Origin of the sequence: Pseudomonas sp. SORT22 (assembly GCF_018417635.1) — a bacterium.
Lineage (GTDB): Bacteria > Pseudomonadota > Gammaproteobacteria > Pseudomonadales > Pseudomonadaceae > Aquipseudomonas.
In genome coordinates this window covers 1,585,217-1,602,379 of the sequence record NZ_CP071007.1, presented here as the reverse complement: position 1 = coordinate 1,602,379, position 17,163 = coordinate 1,585,217, and the positions used below count along the sequence as shown (strand labels likewise).

Below are 17,163 nucleotides of genomic sequence, written 5' to 3'. Positions count from 1 at the left end.
AGTTTATCGGGGCTCGGCCCGGACTGCGACCGCTTCGCGCTCGATCGCGACCCGACTTGACCCGCGATGAGGCCATCAACAGCGGCCCAGTTCCACCTGCTCGCCACTGATGCGCACCGGCCACACCTGCAACGCCTGCTGCGGATCCTCCAGGCAACGCCCATCGCGCAAACAAAAATGCTGCTTGTACAACGGCGCCGCCACCACCAGCTCGCCCTTGAGCTCGCCCACCAATCCACGACCAATCACATTGGCACCGGACTTGGGGTCATGGTTGTCGACGGCGAACACCGGCGTGGCCTGCCCGGGCAGGTAGAACAGCGCCACCTGGCGCCCCTCGAACCACACCACCACCCCCGACTGGGCGACCAGGTCGGCACGGCTGCAAACCCTCTGCCAGGGTTGCGCTTGAACACTTACTGCTGCATTGGACGGGCTCATCAAAGCACCTCCTCGGTGGTCGGGATCAAGTGAAGTTCGCCGGCGCCGATGGGCCGGCGCTGGCCGCGTTCGCGGACAAAGTGCACACCCGGGTCGGGGCGCTGGTCGTTGACGAAGGTGCGAAAGCGCTTGAGCTTTTCAGGGTCTTTCAGGGCGTTGGCCCACTCGCATTCGTAGCGCTCGACCACCAGCTGCATTTGCGCTTCGAGCTCTGCGCCAAGGCCCAGGCTGTCGTCGAGGATCACCTGCTTGAGGTAGTCCAGCCCGCCCTCCAGGCTCTCGCGCCACACCGAGGTGCGCTGCAGCTTGTCAGCGGTGCGGATGTAGAACATCAGCACGCGGTCGATGGTGCGGATCAGGCTGGCGTCGTCCAGGTCGGTGGCGAACAGTTCGGCATGGCGCGGGCGCATGCCGCCGTTGCCGCAGATGTACAGGTTCCAGCCCTTCTCGGTGGCGATCACGCCGATGTCCTTGCTCTGCGCCTCGGCGCATTCGCGGGTGCAGCCGGACACCGCGAACTTGAGCTTGTGCGGCGAACGCAGGCCCTTGTAGCGGTCTTCCAGGGTCAGGGCCATCTGCACGCTGTCCTGCACGCCATAACGGCACCAGGTGCTGCCGACGCAGGATTTCACCGTACGCGTCGACTTGCCGTAGGCATGGCCGGTCTCGAAGCCTGCGCCAATCAGCTCGGCCCAGATCTCGGGCAATTCGTGCAGTTGGGCGCCGAACAGGTCGATGCGCTGGCCGCCGGTGATCTTGGTGTAGAGGTCGTACTTTTTCGCCACTTCGCCGATGACGATCAGCTTCTCGGGGGTGATCTCGCCGCCGGGAATCCGCGGCACCACCGAGTAGGTGCCGTTCTTCTGCATATTGGCCATGAAGGTGTCGTTGGTGTCCTGCAGTGGCACCAGCGACGGCTCCATGATCGGCTGGTTCCAGCACGAGGCGAGGATCGAGCCGACCGTGGGTTTGCAGATATCGCAGCCGACGTGCCCGCGTCCATGCTTGGCGAGCATCTCGTCGAAACTGACAATGCCTTCGACCCGCACCAGCGCGTAGAGCTCCTGGCGGGTGTAGGCGAAGTGTTCGCACAGGCTCTTGTCGACGCTGACGCCGCGGGCGATCAATTCATGCTCGAAGACCTGCTTGAGCAGCGCCGCACAACCACCACAACCGGTGCAGGCCTTGGTCTGCTGCTTGAGCTGGCCAAGCTCGCCGCAGCCACTGTCGATGGCGGCGCAGATCGCGCCCTTGCTGACGTTATGGCAGGAGCAGATAGTCGCGCTGGCGGGCAAGGCATCAGCGCCCAGTGCCGGCGCGCCGGCCGACTGCGGCAGGATCAGCGCGGCCGGATCGGCGGGCAGGGCAATGCTGTTCTGCACGAATTGCAGCAGGGTGTCGTAATAGCTGTTGTCGCCAACCAGCACCGCGCCGATCACCCGTTTGCCACTGCCATCGACCACCAGCCGGCGGTAGGCCGACGCCGCTTCGTCGATAAAGCGATAGCTGCGCGCACCCGGGGTCACGCCGTGGGCATCACCAATGGAGCCGACATCGACACCGAGCAGCTTGAGCTTGGTCGACATGTCGGCCCCGGTAAAACTGCCCGCGTCTTCACCGGCCAGCGTCGCCGCCACTGTACGCGCCATGCTGTAGCCCGGCGCCACCAGGCCGAACACGCTGCCGTTCCACGACGCGCATTCGCCGATGGCGAAGATCCGCGGGTCGCTGCTGCGGCACGCGCTGTCGATCACCACACCGCCGCGTTGGGCGATTTCCAGGCCACTGCTGCGGCCCAGGGCATCCTGCGGGCGGATACCGGCGGAGAACACGACAAGGTCGGTTTCAAGGAACTCGCCGCCCTCGAAGTTCATCCGGTAGCGATAGTCTTCACCGGCAACGATGGCCTGGGTCGCCCGCGACAGGTGCACGCCAACCCCCAGGGCTTCGATCTGCGCCCGCAAGGCCGCGCCGCCCTCGCCATCCAGTTGCACCGGCATAAGGCGCGGGGCGAACTCCACCACATGAGCTTCCAGGCCCAGCGACTTCAAGGCATTGGCCGCTTCCAGGCCGAGCAGGCCGCCACCGACCACCACCCCACGGCGAGCGCTGGCGGCCGCGGTGCGGATCGCATCGAGATCATCAAGGGTGCGATAGACCAGCCGCGCCGCCCCTTGCGAGCCTTCAATGGGCGGCACGAACGGATAGGAGCCGGTGGCCAGCACCAGTTGATCGTAAGGGTAGCGCCCGGCGCAGGTGACCACCTCGCAGCGTTCGCGGTCGATCTCCAGCACCGGCTCGCCCAGGTGCAAGTCAATGCCGTGCCGGGTGTACAAGCCTGCCTCGCCCAGGGCCAGGGTTTCGGCATCGCTGCCACTGAAGTATTCCGACAGGTGCACGCGGTCGTAGGCGCGCTGGCGCTCTTCACCGAACACCCGCACCTGGAAACGGCCCAGGGCACCGCGTTCGATCAGTTGCTCGACGCAGTGATGACCGACCATGCCGTTGCCGACGATGATCAGCTGTTGCCGCGCTTCGATGCTGGTAAACCCATTCATACCCGTTCCTCACTCAAGGCCAATCACGCTGGCTTTGCTGCTGGGGGCCAACCCCGAAAAACAAAAAAAGGCGCCTGGAGCCGAAGCTCCAGGCGCCTTTGCCTGGTCGTTTTTTGTAGTCCCGGTTGCGAATCGCCATTGACCCGCGAGGACGTTGTAAATCTGTAAAAGCAGGGAGCGTGCCAACTGCCAAAGCCTTTGAAACCGGGGCTTGCGCGCGATCCACTGGTGCCGTTATCGACCCAGGCTGGTGCAGCGCTCCCCCTTATGGGGCACTTCAGTACACGTCACGCAGGTAACGCTTGGCGCGATTCAGTTCGCCGACATAAGCCTCGGCCCGTTCCACACTCATGCCACCGTGCTGCTGCACCAGTTGCTTGAGCGCCGTATCAACATCGCGGGCCATGCTCCCGGCATCGCCACAGATATAGAAGTGCGCGCCCTCCTCCAGCCAGCGCCACAGCTCGGCACCCTGCTCAAGCATGCGCTGCTGCACGTAGATCTTCTGCGCCTGGTCGCGGGAGAAGGCGGTGTCCAGGCGGGTCAGGTGACCGTCGCGCTGCCAGGCCAGCAACTCGTCGCGGTAGTAGAAATCGGTGGCCGCCTGCTGCTCGCCGAACAGCAGCCAGTTGCGACCGTGGGCCCCTTCGGCCTGACGTTCCTGCAGGAACGCGCGAAACGGCGCCACACCGGTGCCGGGGCCGACCATGATCACCGGCGCCGTGCTGTCGCCAGGCAGGCGAAAGTGTGTGGTCGGCTGCGCGAATATCTCGACCCGGCCAGGCTCGCTGCGGTCGGCCAGGTAGGTCGAGCACACGCCCTTGCGCTGGCCGTAACGGACAGTGGAAACCGTCAGGTGCACTTGATCCGGATGCAGCTTCTGGCTTGAGCTGATCGAGTACAGCCGCGGCTGCATGGGTTTGAGCAGGTCGAGCCAAGCCTGCAGGCTCAGTTGGGGCTTGCACGCATGTACCAGGTCGATCAGTTGCTTGCCCCACAGCCAGTCCTTGAGCGCAGCCTTGTTGTGCGGCTCAAGCAATGCGCGCAGTTGCGCATCACCCGGGGCGAAAGCCTCAAGCAACTGCGGGGTAATGCGGGCGATCTCCAGGTGCTCAAGCAATGCCTCGGCCAAGGGCATGTCGGCCTGGCCCTTGAGGCTGACGCAGTGCCCGCCATCGAAGCGGGTGGCGGTCAGTAGCTCATCGACCAGCGCCGGACAGTTGCGCGGCCATACACCCAAGGCGTCGCCGGCGTGATAGGTGAACCCGCTGTCGCCCAGATCGAACACCAGTTGCCGGGTTTCCTTGACCGCGCCAGGGCCGTTAAGCAGGCGGTTGCCGACCAGGGTGGCTGGCAACGGTCGGGTCTTGCTGAAACCGCTGGCCGTTGGCGTTGGCGCTTCGAGCAGCAGTTCGCCGTGGCCCAGTTTGCCCAGCAGTGCCTGCAGCCATTGCCCCGTCGATTCATGCAAATCGCCCTCGCAATCGACCCGTTCCAGCAAGCGCTTGGCGCCCAGTTCGGCCAGGCGCTGATCGAGCTTGCGACCAAAGCCGCAGAACTGCTCGTAGCTGGAATCCCCCAGGGCCAGTACCGCATAAGGCACGCCGACGCAGCGTTGGGCATGCTCGCCATGCAGGCCGCGCCAGAACGCCGCGCCGCTGTCCGGCGCATCGCCGTCGCCGAAGGTACTGGCGATCAGCAGCAGGCTGGCGGGGCGGTCCAGTTGCTCCAGAGCCAGGTCTTGCATGCAACTCAACTGCACCGGCAAGCCGACCTGGCGCAGGCGTGCGGCGCACTGCTCGGCCAGGGCCTGACTGTTGCCGGTCTGCGAAGCCCAGAGCAGCAGGTGCTGGTCCTGCACTGTCATGGTTTGACGATCGATCTGGGTGGCGTTGATGCGCTCGCCGGCAACCCGGCTCAGGGCCACCGCGCAATACTTGAAGGCCGGTTGCAGCGACAGCGGATCGACCGCGTCGCTGGTGACGGCATTGATCGCCAGGTTCTCGCCATAAACGTCGTTCCAGTGAAACGGCGCAAAGCAGTTGCCCGGCAGCACCCGAGCGGTAATCCGTGCCGGCAGCAGCGCCTGCCCGCGTCGGGAGCGGATCTGCACCTGATCCTTGTCAGCGATGCCCAGGCGCTCGGCATCATCCGGGTGAATCTCTACGAACGGCCCGGGGTCGAGCTTGTTCAGCGCCGCCACCTTGCCGGTCTTGGTCAGGGTGTGCCACTGGTGCTGGACCCGACCAGTGTTGAGCACCAGCGGAAAGTCGGCGTCCGGCAGCTCGGCGGCGGGCAGCCAGGGCCGGGCGAAAAAGCGTGCCTTGCCGCTGCGAGTGGGGAAGGCAATGGCCGGTACTTCGCCTTGGCCGTCGTGGCGCAGGGCCTGGCTGACGCCGTCGTTGCGATAGCGCAACGGGCTGCGGTCATTGTTGCGCCCAGGCTCACACGGCCACTGCCGCGGCGCCTCACGCAAACCGGCGTAGCTGACGCCGCGCACATCGTAACCGGTGGCCGGGTTCCAGGCCTGGCGCAGCTCGTCGAACACCGCTTCGGCATTGGCGTAACTGAAGGCCTCGGCGTAACCCATGGCGCAAGCGATTCGGGCGATGATCTGCCAGTCGGGCAGGCTCTCGCCCGGCGCCTCGACGGCCTGGTTCATCAAGGTCAGGTTGCGCTCGGAATTGACCATCACCCCCTCGCCTTCGGCCCACAGCGCGGCGGGCAAGAGGATATCGGCGTAACGGTTGGTCTCGGTGTCGAGAAAGGCGTCCTGGGTGATCACCAGCTCAGCCGCCTGCAACCCTTCGATCACCTGCTGGCGATTGGCGACGCTGGCCACCGGGTTGCTGCAGATGATCCAGCAGGCCTTGACCTGCCCGGCGGCGAGGTTTTCGAACAGCGCCACCGTGCCGTCACCGGCTTCGCTGCGCAGGCTGCCAGCGGGGATCTGCCACAGTTGCTCGACAAAGGCGCGATCGCTATCGACCAATGCCGAACGCTGCCCCGGCAAGCCCGGGCCCATATAGCCCATTTCTCGCCCGCCCATGGCGTTGGGCTGGCCGGTCAGCGAGAACGGCCCGCTGCCCGGCCGACAGATAGCACCAGTGGCCAGGTGCAGGTTGCACAGGGCGTTGCTGTGCCAGGTGCCATGGATGCTCTGGTTCAGGCCCATGGTCCAGCAACTCATCCACTCCGGGGCCTGGCCGATCCACTTGGCGGCCTGGCGGATATCGGCCTCGCTCAGCCCGGTGAGGGCGGCAACTCGCTCAGGTGTGTAGTCCTGCAAAAAGGCCGGCATGTCCTCCCAGCCTTCGGTGTAGCGCTGGATGAACTCGGCGTCGCACTGGCCGTTTTCCAGCAGCAGGTAGAGCAGGCCGTTGAGCAGCGCCAGGTCGCTGCCCGGTTTGATCTGCAGGAACAAATCGGCCTTGTCGGCGGTGGCGCTGCGCCGCGGGTCAACGACGATCAACCGGGCCCCGGCCTTGAGCCGGTCGAGCAGGCGCAAAAACAGGATCGGGTGACAATCGGCCATGTTCGCGCCGATCACCAGGAACACCTCGGCGCGGTCGAAATCCTGGTAGCTGCCGGGCGGCCCGTCGGCGCCCAGCGACAGCTTGTAGCCGCTGCTGGCGCTGGCCATGCACAGGCGCGAGTTGGACTCGATATGGCGGCTGCGGACAAAGCCCTTGGCCAGTTTGTTGATCAGGTACTGGGCCTCCAGCGACATCTGCCCGGAGACATAAAAGCCCAGGGCGTCCGGGCCATACTTATCAATGATCGCCCGCAGGCGCCGGGCCGCCTGTTCTATAGCGGTGTCGATGGCGCGCTGCACCGGGTCGCGCTGGCGCTGCTCGCGCACATAGGCATGCGTCATGCGCCCGGACGCACTCAACGGTTGATGGGCGGTGAGGCCCTTGGTGCACAGGCGGCCAAAGTTGCTGGGGTGCTGTTTGTCGCCACTGATCTTGGTCACCCGCCCGCCTTCGACGTTCATGACGATGCCACAACCGACGCCACAATACGGGCACACGCTGCGCACGCTGGTGCTGCTCATCGGCCTACCTCCTGATTGCGCAAACAAAAAGGCGCCCTGCTGCCCCGGCCTGAATGAACAAGCGGGGGCAACACGGCGCCTTTGTCGTGAACGGGGCAATCTGCGTTGATTGCCGGATGCTCAGGCTGTAGCAAGGGTCGCGCCACAATTGGCAGCGCCTTGTGCGGCGCGGTTCAGGCGTTCAGGGCGCCTGCCCGGCCGCACTGCATTGGGCCGGCCTGCACCATCGGATGGCACAGCCAGCGGGCCAGGCCTTATCATGGGCAGACATTCCGAGAGATGAAAAACCTCCTCCCATGAACCAAGTGGTTTTGAAAAACGCCGAACAACTGGCCCTGATGCGCAATGCCGGGCAATTGCTCAGCCAGGTGTTCGCCCACCTCGACAGCTTCATTGCTCCCGGGGTCAGCACCCTGCAGATCAACGACCGGGCCGAGGCCTTTATCGTCGATGTGCTCAAGGCGCGCCCGGCGAGCAAGGGCCAGTACGGTTTTGCCTATTCGCTCAATACCTCGGTCGACCATGTGGTGTGCCACGGCGTGCCGCATGCCGATGAGGTGCTCAAGGCCGGCTCGATCGTCAACGTCGACATTACCCTGGAACAAGGCGGCTACATTGCCGACTCGTCGAAGATGTACTGCCTGGGGCAGATCGATGCAGCCGCCCAGCGACTGGTCGACACCACCTATGCCGCGCTCTGGCAAGGCATTCGCCAGGTGCGTCCGGGCGCGACCCTGGGCGATATCGGCCACGCCATCCAGCGCCATGCCGAGGCAGCGGGCTACAACGTGGTGCGCGAATACTGCGGCCACGGCATCGGCCGGCAGATGCACGAGGCGCCCGAGGTTCTGCATTACGGGCACAAGGGCAGCGGCCTGCAGCTCAAGCCGGGGATGGTGTTTACCATCGAACCGATGATCAACCAGGGCGGGCGCGGGGTGCGCACGCTCAAGGACGGCTGGACGGTGATCACCCGCGACCGCAGCCTGTCCGCGCAATGGGAGCACACCATCGCCGTCACCGCCGAAGGTTTCGAAGTGCTGACCCTGCGCGAAGAAGAGCGCGCCATGCTGGTCCACGCTTAAGTCAGTTTGCCGCGCACCGCGCGGCTCTCTACAATCCGCGCCATTACGGCCGGCACCCGCACATTTTCCTACCGGCCCCGGAGCTTTTTCATGGAAGAAATCGAGCAGCACTGGCTGTACGCCCTTTCCGCCCCCATGGCCGCCCTCAACGGCGCCAGCTACACCGCCGCGACCTACTTCGAGACTTACGACGAAGACGAGACCGACCTCAAGAAGTGGTGGGGCATCCACAATCGCCAGGAGCTGCTGAACATGCTCAGCATGGCCGACACCGGCCATGCCCTGGAGCTCAAGGACGCCTATTGGCAAGCCGCCCGCTGCCTGCCCAGCGAATGGCCGCAGGTGCTCGAAGCGCTGACCCCGCGCCAGCGCATCCAGTACGAATTCGCCCGGCGCACCCTCGGCGACTGCGGCCAGGGTGGCGTGCGCGCCTGGGACCTGGGACGCATGGGCTACCTGCTGCGTGCCGGGTTGCGCAAAGGCTACCTGAGCATTCATGAAAGCCACTATCTGCAAGGCCGCCTGGCCGTGCGCGCCCGCCACTACTACAACGGCTGGGACCGCTACCTGGCCGGCTACCTGTTCGGCAAGGCGCTGTGGAACTGCTCCAGCGCCAGCGACGAAGAACTGGCGCAATGCCTGGAGCGCCAGGGCAGCGAACACTGGAACCGCTGCATCATGATGAACCTGAGCCACGACGCCCTGGGCTTTTTCGCCAGCATCCCCTGGGACCTGCCGCTGAACCTGCCGGAACGCCCTGACACCCTGCAAGGAGGCTGGTCATGAGTTGCTGGATTCACCTGGGCATCGAGCCGACCAACGATCCCGATGTCATCCGCGGCGCCTACCGCGCACTGCTGCCGCAGCACCACCCGGAAACCGACCCGCAGGGTTTCCAGGCCTTGCGCGAGGCTTACGAGCACGCCCTGCGCCTGGCCCGCGACGAGCCGGATGAGGCCGCTGAGGATGCACAGCACGACGATTCGGCGCCGGTGCGCAATGCCCTGATCGAACAGACCATGAGCGACTTTTCCAAGTTGCTCGGCGACCCTGCCCGCCGCTTCGATCCCCCGGCCTGGCAGGCCTTCATCGATGGTTTCAGCGGCCTGACCCTGGGTGACCAGGAGCAGGTCAGCTGGCACTTGCTGTACCGGCTGATGGAAACCGGGCCGTTGTCGCACGCCTGCGTGCAACTGATGGCCCGGCACCTGGGCTGGGAAAACGAAGTGCTGCGCCTGGAAGATCCGCGCCAGGCTGACGAATTCCTCGAGCGCATCAGCGAACCGGACCCGTTCGACACCAGCTTGATGAAGCACTGGTCGATGCCAGTGCAAGTCGAAACCCTGTGGTATGCCCGGAACCTGGATTTCCTCTACCACACCCGGCCGCTGTTCGAGTTCGAAAGCTTCGTCAGCCTGCACACCTGCCAGCCGTTCCCGGATGACCCGGCCTATATCCAGCGCCTGCTGGTCAAGCTGTGCCAGGCCGGCATCGGCAGCAGCAGCTTCTTTGCCCTGATCGCCGAGCAGCAACGCCAGGCGCCGGACGATATCGACCTGCTGTACCTGCTCGCCTGCCAGGCCAGCGACACCGGCCAGGAAGAACTCGCCCGCCAGTGCTGGACCCGCCTGTGGCGCGAGCACCAGCATCCGGAAGCCGCACGCTGGCTGCTCAACCTGTGCGCCAAGCATCAACCGCAGCGCTTGGCGCTGTTGATCCAGGCCCTCGACCGCCTGGAGCCGGTGTATGAATGGCCGCAAGACCTCAACGATCCGGCACAGATCTGGGGCAGCCCGTCGCAGCGCCCGGAAACCCTGACGCGCTGGTTCGACGCCGCCCGTGACGAGCAGGAAGGTATCGCCGGCGAGTTCATCAAGTGGCGCCTGGACGGCAAGGACGAACTGCCGCTGCTGGCCTGGCTGCTCGACGACCAACTGGATCGCCAGCTGCAGCGCCTGTACCGCCACGCGTGGGCCCTGCACCGCGGTGACAGTGGCCTGCTGCGACAGATCATGGCCGAGCCGCTGGGCGACGATCCGCTCGACCAGCTGATTATCGAAGGCTTCAAGTACCAGGCCGAACAGCAGTTGCGCTGGCTCGAGCAGTCACCGCTGGCCCTGGCCCTGACCGCCTTTATCAACAGCCCGGCGGCGCAACCGCAACTGCCCGAGGTGCTGCAGGAAGGCCCATGCCAGACAGTCGCCCGCGACTGGCTGCGGCGCATGCGCAGCTACCCGGCCGCCACCCTGCCGAAGCTGACCGCGCTGATCAAGCCGGCCAACCTGATGCCGACGCCTTTTGCCCTGCAGCTGCTGTCCGACCTCGCCGAAGCCGGCATCGAACTGCCACGCCCGCCTGCCGACGACGGCCTGTGGACCTGGCACCGGCAGAACCTGTTCATGCTTGCCCTGGTCGAACAGCCCGAGCGTTGGCTGGCGATGGTGCCGGCGCAGTTGCTGGCCAGCCTGCCCTACCCGGCGGAGCATCCGTTCGCCCGCCTGCAGCAACTGTTGCTGCGCCTGCAAAGCCAGCAAGGCAATGTCGATGGCCTGCTCGGCTGGCTGGATGACAACGATCCGCTGCAGTGCTTTATCGGCCAGCGCCTGTCGACGGTGCAACAAGCCCTGGACAGCGCCAAGCTGCCCAGCAACCTGAAACTCTACGCCTGCCTTGAGAACGACCCGCGCGCCTTTGATGAAGACGTGCTGGGCATGATGGTGCTATGCGCCGTCCTCTATCACGACCCGACCCTGAACGCCGAACAGCATGGCAGCCTGCTGCGACGCATCTCTACCTTGACCTGCCCGGATGACTGGTTCGAGCCGTTTCGCAACGGCCTGATCAAGGGCGAGCCGGTGCGCCCGCCACGCAAGGTGCTGGAAGAAGACGAACTGATCAACAGCACGCTGTTCTACAGCATGCTCGACAGCCTCAAGGACCTGGCCCGCTACGGCCGCGCCGGGGTACCGCGGGCCAAAGTGCTCAAAGAGCTGCAGCGCGGCAAGGATTACCCGGGCATGGACGCCGGCATTCGCGCAGCGATCACCGCCTTGCTGTCGTGGTCCGAACGCCTGCTGCTGGAAAACTCCGGCAGCCAGCCGGTACCGGCCTCGCACCTGTGGAAACTGGGCAGCCGCCTGGGCCGCAAGGGTTATGGTGTGCAGGTGGCCGTGAGTGTCCTTCTCGGGCCGATCCTGACCTTGATGGCCGGCAGCGCGATCGAGCAGATATTCTTCGGCCTGCTGTTCGTCGGTGTGCTTGGCAGCGCCACGCTGCGCCGCCTGCACGACATTGGCCGGGGCATCCCGATGATGATCATCTTCGTGATGCTGATCCCGTTCCTGCAGTTCTTGCCGCTGGTGCTGTTGCTGCTGCCGGGCGAACCGCTGCCCAACCGCTACGGCGTGCCGCCCGGCAATCAGCCGCAGGACACCTTGGAGGGTGGCCTGCAGGCCGCCCTGCGGCGGCTCAACGGTCAGTAACGCATGTCGTCCAGCGCCTCGATCAGGCGCTGGCGGGCCCCGGCGATCTCGCTCGACTCCTGGCCGGCCAGGATCGCGCTGAACTCTTTGAGCCAGTCGCCGATCGCATCGCGCTCAGGCCCCAGGCTCTGCGCCCAGGCCCGCTCCAGGCGGGCCAGCAAGGTGCGGTTGGGCAAGGCGTCGCGCGGGTGGATCTTCAGCCCGGCCAGGCGCTCATGGCTGGCCTGGCGCGCCTCGTCGTCAAGCCCGGTGGGGCTGCGATCGATCACGTGGCTGAATTGCTCACGCGTCTGCGGCAAGGTCACATCGACTTCCAGCAGGCCGTTGATGTCATAGCTGAAGCGCACGTCCAGGCGCTGGATCTTGCCGTTGGGGGTCAGCGGGATCGTGAAGACGTCGACAAAGATGTTGTCTTCGACCCACGGCCGTTCACCTTGGTAGACACGGATGCTGATGGCTTTTTGCTCAACATGGGTGCTGTAGAACGGCTTGATCCGTGAGGTCGGGATCACCGTATTGCGGTCGATGATCGGCGCAAAGATCTCGGTCTGGTAGTCGCCATCCATTGCCGCAATTCCCAGGGTGTAGGGGCAGACATCGGTGAGGATCAGCTCTTCGATCGCCGAATCGCGCGCCTTGCATGCCGCCTGGGTGGCAGCACCGAGGGCAACGATGGTGTCCGGGTCGAGGTGGCGGTAAGGCAGGCGGCCAAACAGGGTCGAGACCATCTGCTGGACCACCGGCATGCGCGTGGCGCCGCCGACCAGCACCAGGCTGTCGAGGTCACTGGCACGCAGCCGCGCATCGCGCAGGGCCTGCTCGATCGGCGCGCGAATCCGCGCCAGCAACGGCGCCCAGATCTTCTGCGCGCGGGCTTCATCCAGCAGCCACTGGCGGCTGACGCCATCACCGTTCCAGCTCAGGTGCTGCTCGCCTTCGCCCAGCTTGCACTTGAGCTGCTCGATGGCGTCGGCAAGGCTGGCCAGGGCCTGGGGCGCGAGCATCGTCGGCTTGAGCTGCCAGTCTTGCAGGCAGGCCTGAAGCAAAGCGCCGGTAAAGTCTTCGCCACCGAGGAAGTTGTCGCCGGTCGAGGCATGCACCTCGATCAACGGCAGCGCGTATTCCAGCACCGTGACGTCGAAGGTACCGCCACCGAGGTCGAAAATCAGCGTGCGTTCGAACTTCTGCTCGTGCAGGCCGTAGGCCATGGCCGCGGCGGTCGGTTCGTTGATCAGGCGCTGGACTTTCAGCCCGGCAAGCTCGGCGGCAAAGCTGGTGCGCTTGCGCTGCTCGTCGCTGAAATAGGCCGGTACGGAAATCACCGCTTCGCTGATCGGGCAGCCGAGGAAGGCTTCGGCATCGGCCTTGAGCGCACCGAGCACCAGCGCCGAGAGCTCTTCCGGGCTGAAGGCCTGCTCACCGAGGCTGATCTTTTTTTCGCTGCCCATGAAACGCTTGAAGGCAGCAGCCGTGCGTTGCGGGTGGGTGGTCAGGCGTGAACGCGCGGCCTTGCCAACCAGGATGCTGCCGTCTTCGTCGAGGCTGACCACTGAAGGCGTGAGCACGTCGCCCAGGGCGTTGGGGATCAGTTGTGCCCGGCCGTCCTGCCAGACCGCCACCAGGCTGTTGGTGGTACCCAGGTCGATACCCAGCATTGGCGCCGGGGAGGTGCTTGCATCCTGCATGTGTGATCTCTTGCTCAGAAGTGGGGCTGGCACGGAGAAAAACAGTAGCGTCCCAGCGTACTGGTGGATTCTGGACGAATTCCAGAAACAAAAAAAGCGACCCTAAGGTCGCTTTCTTTGTGGCTTCAGGGTGTTCAGTGGGCCCTGAAGCTAAATATGGCGCAGCGGACGGGACTCGAACCCGCGACCCCCGGCGTGACAGGCCGGTATTCTAACCGACTGAACTACCGCTGCGCGATACACTGAGAAGTGGTGGGTGATGACGGGATCGAACCGCCGACCCTCTGCTTGTAAGGCAGATGCTCTCCCAGCTGAGCTAATCACCCTTCGTCTCGGTGTGGCGCGCATTCTACGGAGCACCGGACACTCTGGCAAGCACTTTTTTAAAAAAATTTTTCAGGCGTTCCAAAGACTTAGCGGTGCTTGGCCTGAAGCGCCCGCTCGGAGTTTAATGCCCTCCTTATGTGTTGAGGAGAGATTCACCCCATGTGGTTCAAAAACCTGCTGACCTACCGCCTGACCCAGGACATCCCGTTCGACCCCGAGGCACTGGAAACCGCTCTGGCCAGCAAGCCGGCTCGCCCCTGCGCCAGCCAGGAGTTGACCACGTACGGCTTCGTCGCCCCGTTCGGCAAAGGTGAAGACGCGCCCCTGGTGCATGTCAGCGGTGACTTCCTGCTGATCGCCGCGCGTAAAGAAGAACGCATTTTGCCCGGCAGCGTCGTGCGCGATGCGGTTAAAGAGAAGATCGACGAGATCGAAGCCGAGCAGATGCGCAAGGTCTATAAGAAGGAGCGTGACCAGATCAAGGACGAGATCATCCAGGCCTTCCTGCCGCGTGCCTTTATCCGCCGCTCGATGATCTTCGCCGCCATCGCCCCCAAGCAAGGCCTGATCCTGGTCAACTCGGCCAGCGCCAAGCGTGCCGAAGACCTGCTGTCGACCCTGCGTGAAGTCATCGGCTCGCTGCCGGTGCGCCCGGTGACCGTCAAGATCGCCCCGAGCGCGACCATGACCGACTGGGTCAAAACCCAGCAAGCGGCGCCGGACTTCTATGTACTGGACGAGTGCGAGCTGCGCGACACCCATGAAGACGGCGGCATCGTCCGCTGCAAGCGCCAGGACTTGACCAGCGACGAGATCCAGCTGCACCTGGGTACCGGCAAGGTGGTCACGCAACTGTCGCTGGCCTGGCAGGACAAACTGTCGTTCGTGCTCGACGACAAGATGGTCATCAAGCGCCTGCGCTTTGAAGAACTGCTGCAGGACCAGGCCGAAGAAGACGGCGGCGACGAGGCCCTGGGCCAGCTCGATGCCAGCTTCACCCTGATGATGCTGACCTTTGGCGAGTTCCTGCCGGCGCTGTTCGAGGCATTGGGCGGGGAAGAGATCCCACAGGGGATCTGACTTTAAGCTGCACGCTTCAAGCTTCAAGCTGCAAGAAAGAGCAACAGCCACCCGCGCTGCCTTTGCTTGCAGCTTGTCGCTTGCAGCTGATAGCTTATGCCCCCTGTGAGGACGGCCTCACGACGCACCGCGTGACCATTCCGGGGACGGCCCCATCACTTGATGGAGACTCTGCATGTCCTGGATCATCCTGTTTTTCGCCGGCCTGTTCGAAGTCGGCTGGGCCGTCGGCCTGAAATACACCGACGGCTTTTCCCGCCCGCTACCCACCGTACTCACCGTCGGCGCCATGGTCATCAGCCTCGGCCTGCTGGGCCTGGCCATGAAGGAATTGCCGCTGGGCACCGCCTATGCCATCTGGACCGGGGTCGGCGCCGTCGGCACGGTGATCGCCGGGATCATCCTGTTCGGCGAATCCATGGCCCTGGTGCGCCTGGTCAGCGTGGCGCTGATCATCTGTGGCCTGGTCGGGCTCAAGGTCAGCGCCAGCTGACCCCGCCCTGCCCTGTCAGCGTGAGTCGCCGCGCAAGGCGCTGACCCGCTCACGCAGCAACGCCGGCTCTGCCGCTTCCACCGGGACGGCAGAACCGGCCACCAGGGTCACCCGCGACCACAAGCGGCGAAAGAAACCCTTGGCCGGATCGCGGCTGAAGAAACTCCCCCACAAGCCCTGCAATGCCATCGGGATCACCGGCACCGGCGTCTGCTCGATGATCCGCCGCAGGCCGCCCTTGAACTCGTCGATTTCACCGTCACTGGTCAGCTTGCCTTCAGGGAAGATACACACCAGCTCGCCATCGGCCAGGTACGCGGCAATCTGCTTGAAGGCCCGCTCGTAGGTCTCGGCATCTTCATTGCGCCCGGCAATCGGGATCGCCCCGGCGGTGCGGAAAATGAAGTTGAGCACCGGCAAGCGGTAGATCTTGTAGTACATGACGAAGCGGATCGGCCGGCGCACCGCGCCACCGATCAGCAACGCATCGACGAACGACACATGGTTGCACACCAGCAGCGCTGCGCCCTGGTCCGGAATCTGCTGCAGGTCGCGGTGCTCGACGCGGTACATGGAATGGCTGAGCAGCCAGATCATGAAGCGCATGGTGAATTCAGGCACGATGCGGAAGATGTAGAAGTTCACCGCAATATTGAGCAGCGACACCACCAGGAACAACTGCGGGATGCTCAGCTTGAGGACACTCAGCAGCACCACGCTGAAGACCGCCGAGACCACCATGAACAGCGCGTTGAGGATGTTGTTGGCAGCAATTACCCGCGAGCGTTGATCCTCGGGGGTGCGCGACTGGATCAGCGCATACAGCGGCACGATATAGAAGCCGCCGAACACGCCCAGGCCGAGAATCGACCCCAGCACCCACCAGGCCTGGCCAATACCCAGCACCGCCAGCCAGTCATACGGCGCGGCCGCCGGCTGGATCTCGCCGGAGTGCCACCACCAGAGCAGGCCGAACAGGCTCAGGCCAAAGGAGCCGAACGGCACCAGGCCGATTTCCACCTTGTGCCCGCTCATGCGCTCGCACAGCAGCGAGCCGACGGCGATGCCCACCGAGAACAGGGTCAGGATCAGGGTCACCACGGTCTCGTCGCCATGCAGCCATTGCTGGGCGTAACCGGGAATTTGCGTCAGGTACACCGCACCGACGAACCAGAACCACGAGTTGCCGACAATCGAGCGCGACACCGCTGGCGTCTGCTTGAGGCCGATGCGCAAGGTGGCGATCGTCTGGCTGGCGATGTTCCAGTTGATTTTCAGCGCCGGCGTGGACGCAGCGGCGCGCGGGATGGCGCGGCTGGACAGGTAGCCGAGCACCGCCACCAGCAGCACTGCCGACGACGCCCAGACGCCGTAATGGGCGCTGGACATCAGCACCCCGGCACAAATGGTGCCGGCCAGGATCGCCAGGAAGGTGCCCATTTCCACCAGGCCATTGCCGCCGACCAGCTCTTCTTCGCGCAAGGCCTGGGGCATGATCGAGTACTTCACCGGGCCGAACAGCGCCGAGTGGGTGCCCATGCCGAACAACGCCAGGAGCATCAGCCCCGGAATCTGGTTCAAGATGCCGATGGCGCCGACCGCCATGATGGCGATCTCGGCCAGCTTGATCACGCGGATCAAAGCGTCCTTGGCGTACTTCTCGCCAAACTGCCCGGCCAGCGCCGAGAACAGGAAGAACGGCAGGATGAACATCAAGGCACAGGCATTGACCCAGATGGCAGTGTCCTGGCCATGGGAGCTGGCGATTTTGTAGAGAAACAGCAGGATGACCGACTGTTTGAACAGGTTGTCATTGAACGCACCCAGCGACTGGGTGACGAAGAACGGCAAGAAGCGCCGTTTGCCAAGCAGGCTGAATTGTGAAGATTGACTCATCGTCCGTGTACCTGAGTGGGGCTTTGTTATTGGATACGCGCAGGCCGCACAAAGCCACA

General features: G+C 64.5%; 10 protein-coding genes and 2 tRNA genes. 5 read left to right on the top strand and 7 right to left on the bottom strand.

Features of this window, described 5'->3' with window-relative positions:
- Nucleotides 1–75: 75 nt before the first annotated feature.
- From nirD to JYG36_RS07495, 3 genes are all read right to left on the bottom strand, one after another.
- Nucleotides 76–441: a nitrite reductase small subunit NirD gene (gene nirD, locus JYG36_RS07505; protein ID WP_093380354.1), complete on the bottom strand. Its 366-nt coding sequence runs from the start codon at nucleotides 439–441 to the stop codon at nucleotides 76–78.
- Entirely contained in the window at nucleotides 441–2,999 is a 2,559-nt protein-coding gene (nirB, locus tag JYG36_RS07500; protein ID WP_213603489.1) for a nitrite reductase large subunit NirB, read from the bottom strand. The genes nirD and nirB overlap by 1 nt, the downstream gene beginning before the upstream one ends.
- A 277-nt stretch (nucleotides 3,000–3,276) precedes the next feature.
- Entirely contained in the window at nucleotides 3,277–7,056 is a 3,780-nt protein-coding gene (locus JYG36_RS07495; RefSeq protein ID WP_213603488.1) for a bifunctional nitrate reductase/sulfite reductase flavoprotein subunit alpha, read from the bottom strand.
- Between the two features lie 296 nt (nucleotides 7,057–7,352).
- Here JYG36_RS07495 and map point away from each other — a divergent pair, with 296 nt between their 5' ends.
- From map to JYG36_RS07480, 3 genes are all read left to right on the top strand, one after another.
- Nucleotides 7,353–8,141: a type I methionyl aminopeptidase gene (gene map, locus JYG36_RS07490; RefSeq protein ID WP_045195491.1), complete on the top strand. Its 789-nt coding sequence runs from the start codon at nucleotides 7,353–7,355 to the stop codon at nucleotides 8,139–8,141.
- A 90-nt stretch (nucleotides 8,142–8,231) separates the two neighbouring features.
- Entirely contained in the window at nucleotides 8,232–8,927 is a 696-nt protein-coding gene (locus tag JYG36_RS07485; protein WP_093380348.1) for a DUF1266 domain-containing protein, read from the top strand.
- A complete protein-coding gene (locus JYG36_RS07480) occupies nucleotides 8,924–11,623 on the top strand; it encodes a DUF805 domain-containing protein (RefSeq protein WP_093380346.1) in 2,700 nt (899 codons plus the stop codon). The genes JYG36_RS07485 and JYG36_RS07480 overlap by 4 nt, the downstream gene beginning before the upstream one ends.
- Here JYG36_RS07480 and JYG36_RS07475 read toward each other — a convergent pair.
- The 3 genes from JYG36_RS07475 to JYG36_RS07465 all read right to left on the bottom strand — a co-directional run bounded on the left by JYG36_RS07475 (nucleotide 11,617) and on the right by JYG36_RS07465 (nucleotide 13,634).
- Nucleotides 11,617–13,308 (bottom strand): molecular chaperone HscC, encoded by a 1,692-nt coding sequence (locus tag JYG36_RS07475; protein WP_213603487.1) that lies wholly within the window; start codon nucleotides 13,306–13,308, stop codon nucleotides 11,617–11,619. The genes JYG36_RS07480 and JYG36_RS07475 overlap by 7 nt on opposite strands.
- A gap of 157 nt (nucleotides 13,309–13,465) precedes the next feature.
- Nucleotides 13,466–13,542, bottom strand: a tRNA-Asp gene (locus tag JYG36_RS07470).
- A gap of 16 nt (nucleotides 13,543–13,558) precedes the next feature.
- Nucleotides 13,559–13,634 (bottom strand) — tRNA-Val (locus JYG36_RS07465).
- A gap of 160 nt (nucleotides 13,635–13,794) precedes the next feature.
- Between JYG36_RS07465 and rdgC the strand changes: the two genes are divergently transcribed.
- Nucleotides 13,795–14,715, top strand: a complete 921-nt coding sequence (gene rdgC / locus JYG36_RS07460; RefSeq protein ID WP_045195499.1) for a recombination-associated protein RdgC — start codon at nucleotides 13,795–13,797, stop codon at nucleotides 14,713–14,715.
- Nucleotides 14,716–14,890: 175 nt separating this feature from the next.
- Nucleotides 14,891–15,208 (top strand): quaternary ammonium compound efflux SMR transporter SugE, encoded by a 318-nt coding sequence (gene sugE, locus JYG36_RS07455; RefSeq protein WP_038993957.1) that lies wholly within the window; start codon nucleotides 14,891–14,893, stop codon nucleotides 15,206–15,208.
- Between the two features lie 15 nt (nucleotides 15,209–15,223).
- On the opposite strand, the gene JYG36_RS07450 is transcribed toward sugE, so the two are convergent.
- Nucleotides 15,224–17,104 (bottom strand): MFS transporter, encoded by a 1,881-nt coding sequence (locus JYG36_RS07450; RefSeq protein WP_213603485.1) that lies wholly within the window; start codon nucleotides 17,102–17,104, stop codon nucleotides 15,224–15,226.
- Nucleotides 17,105–17,163: the final 59 nt, after the last annotated feature.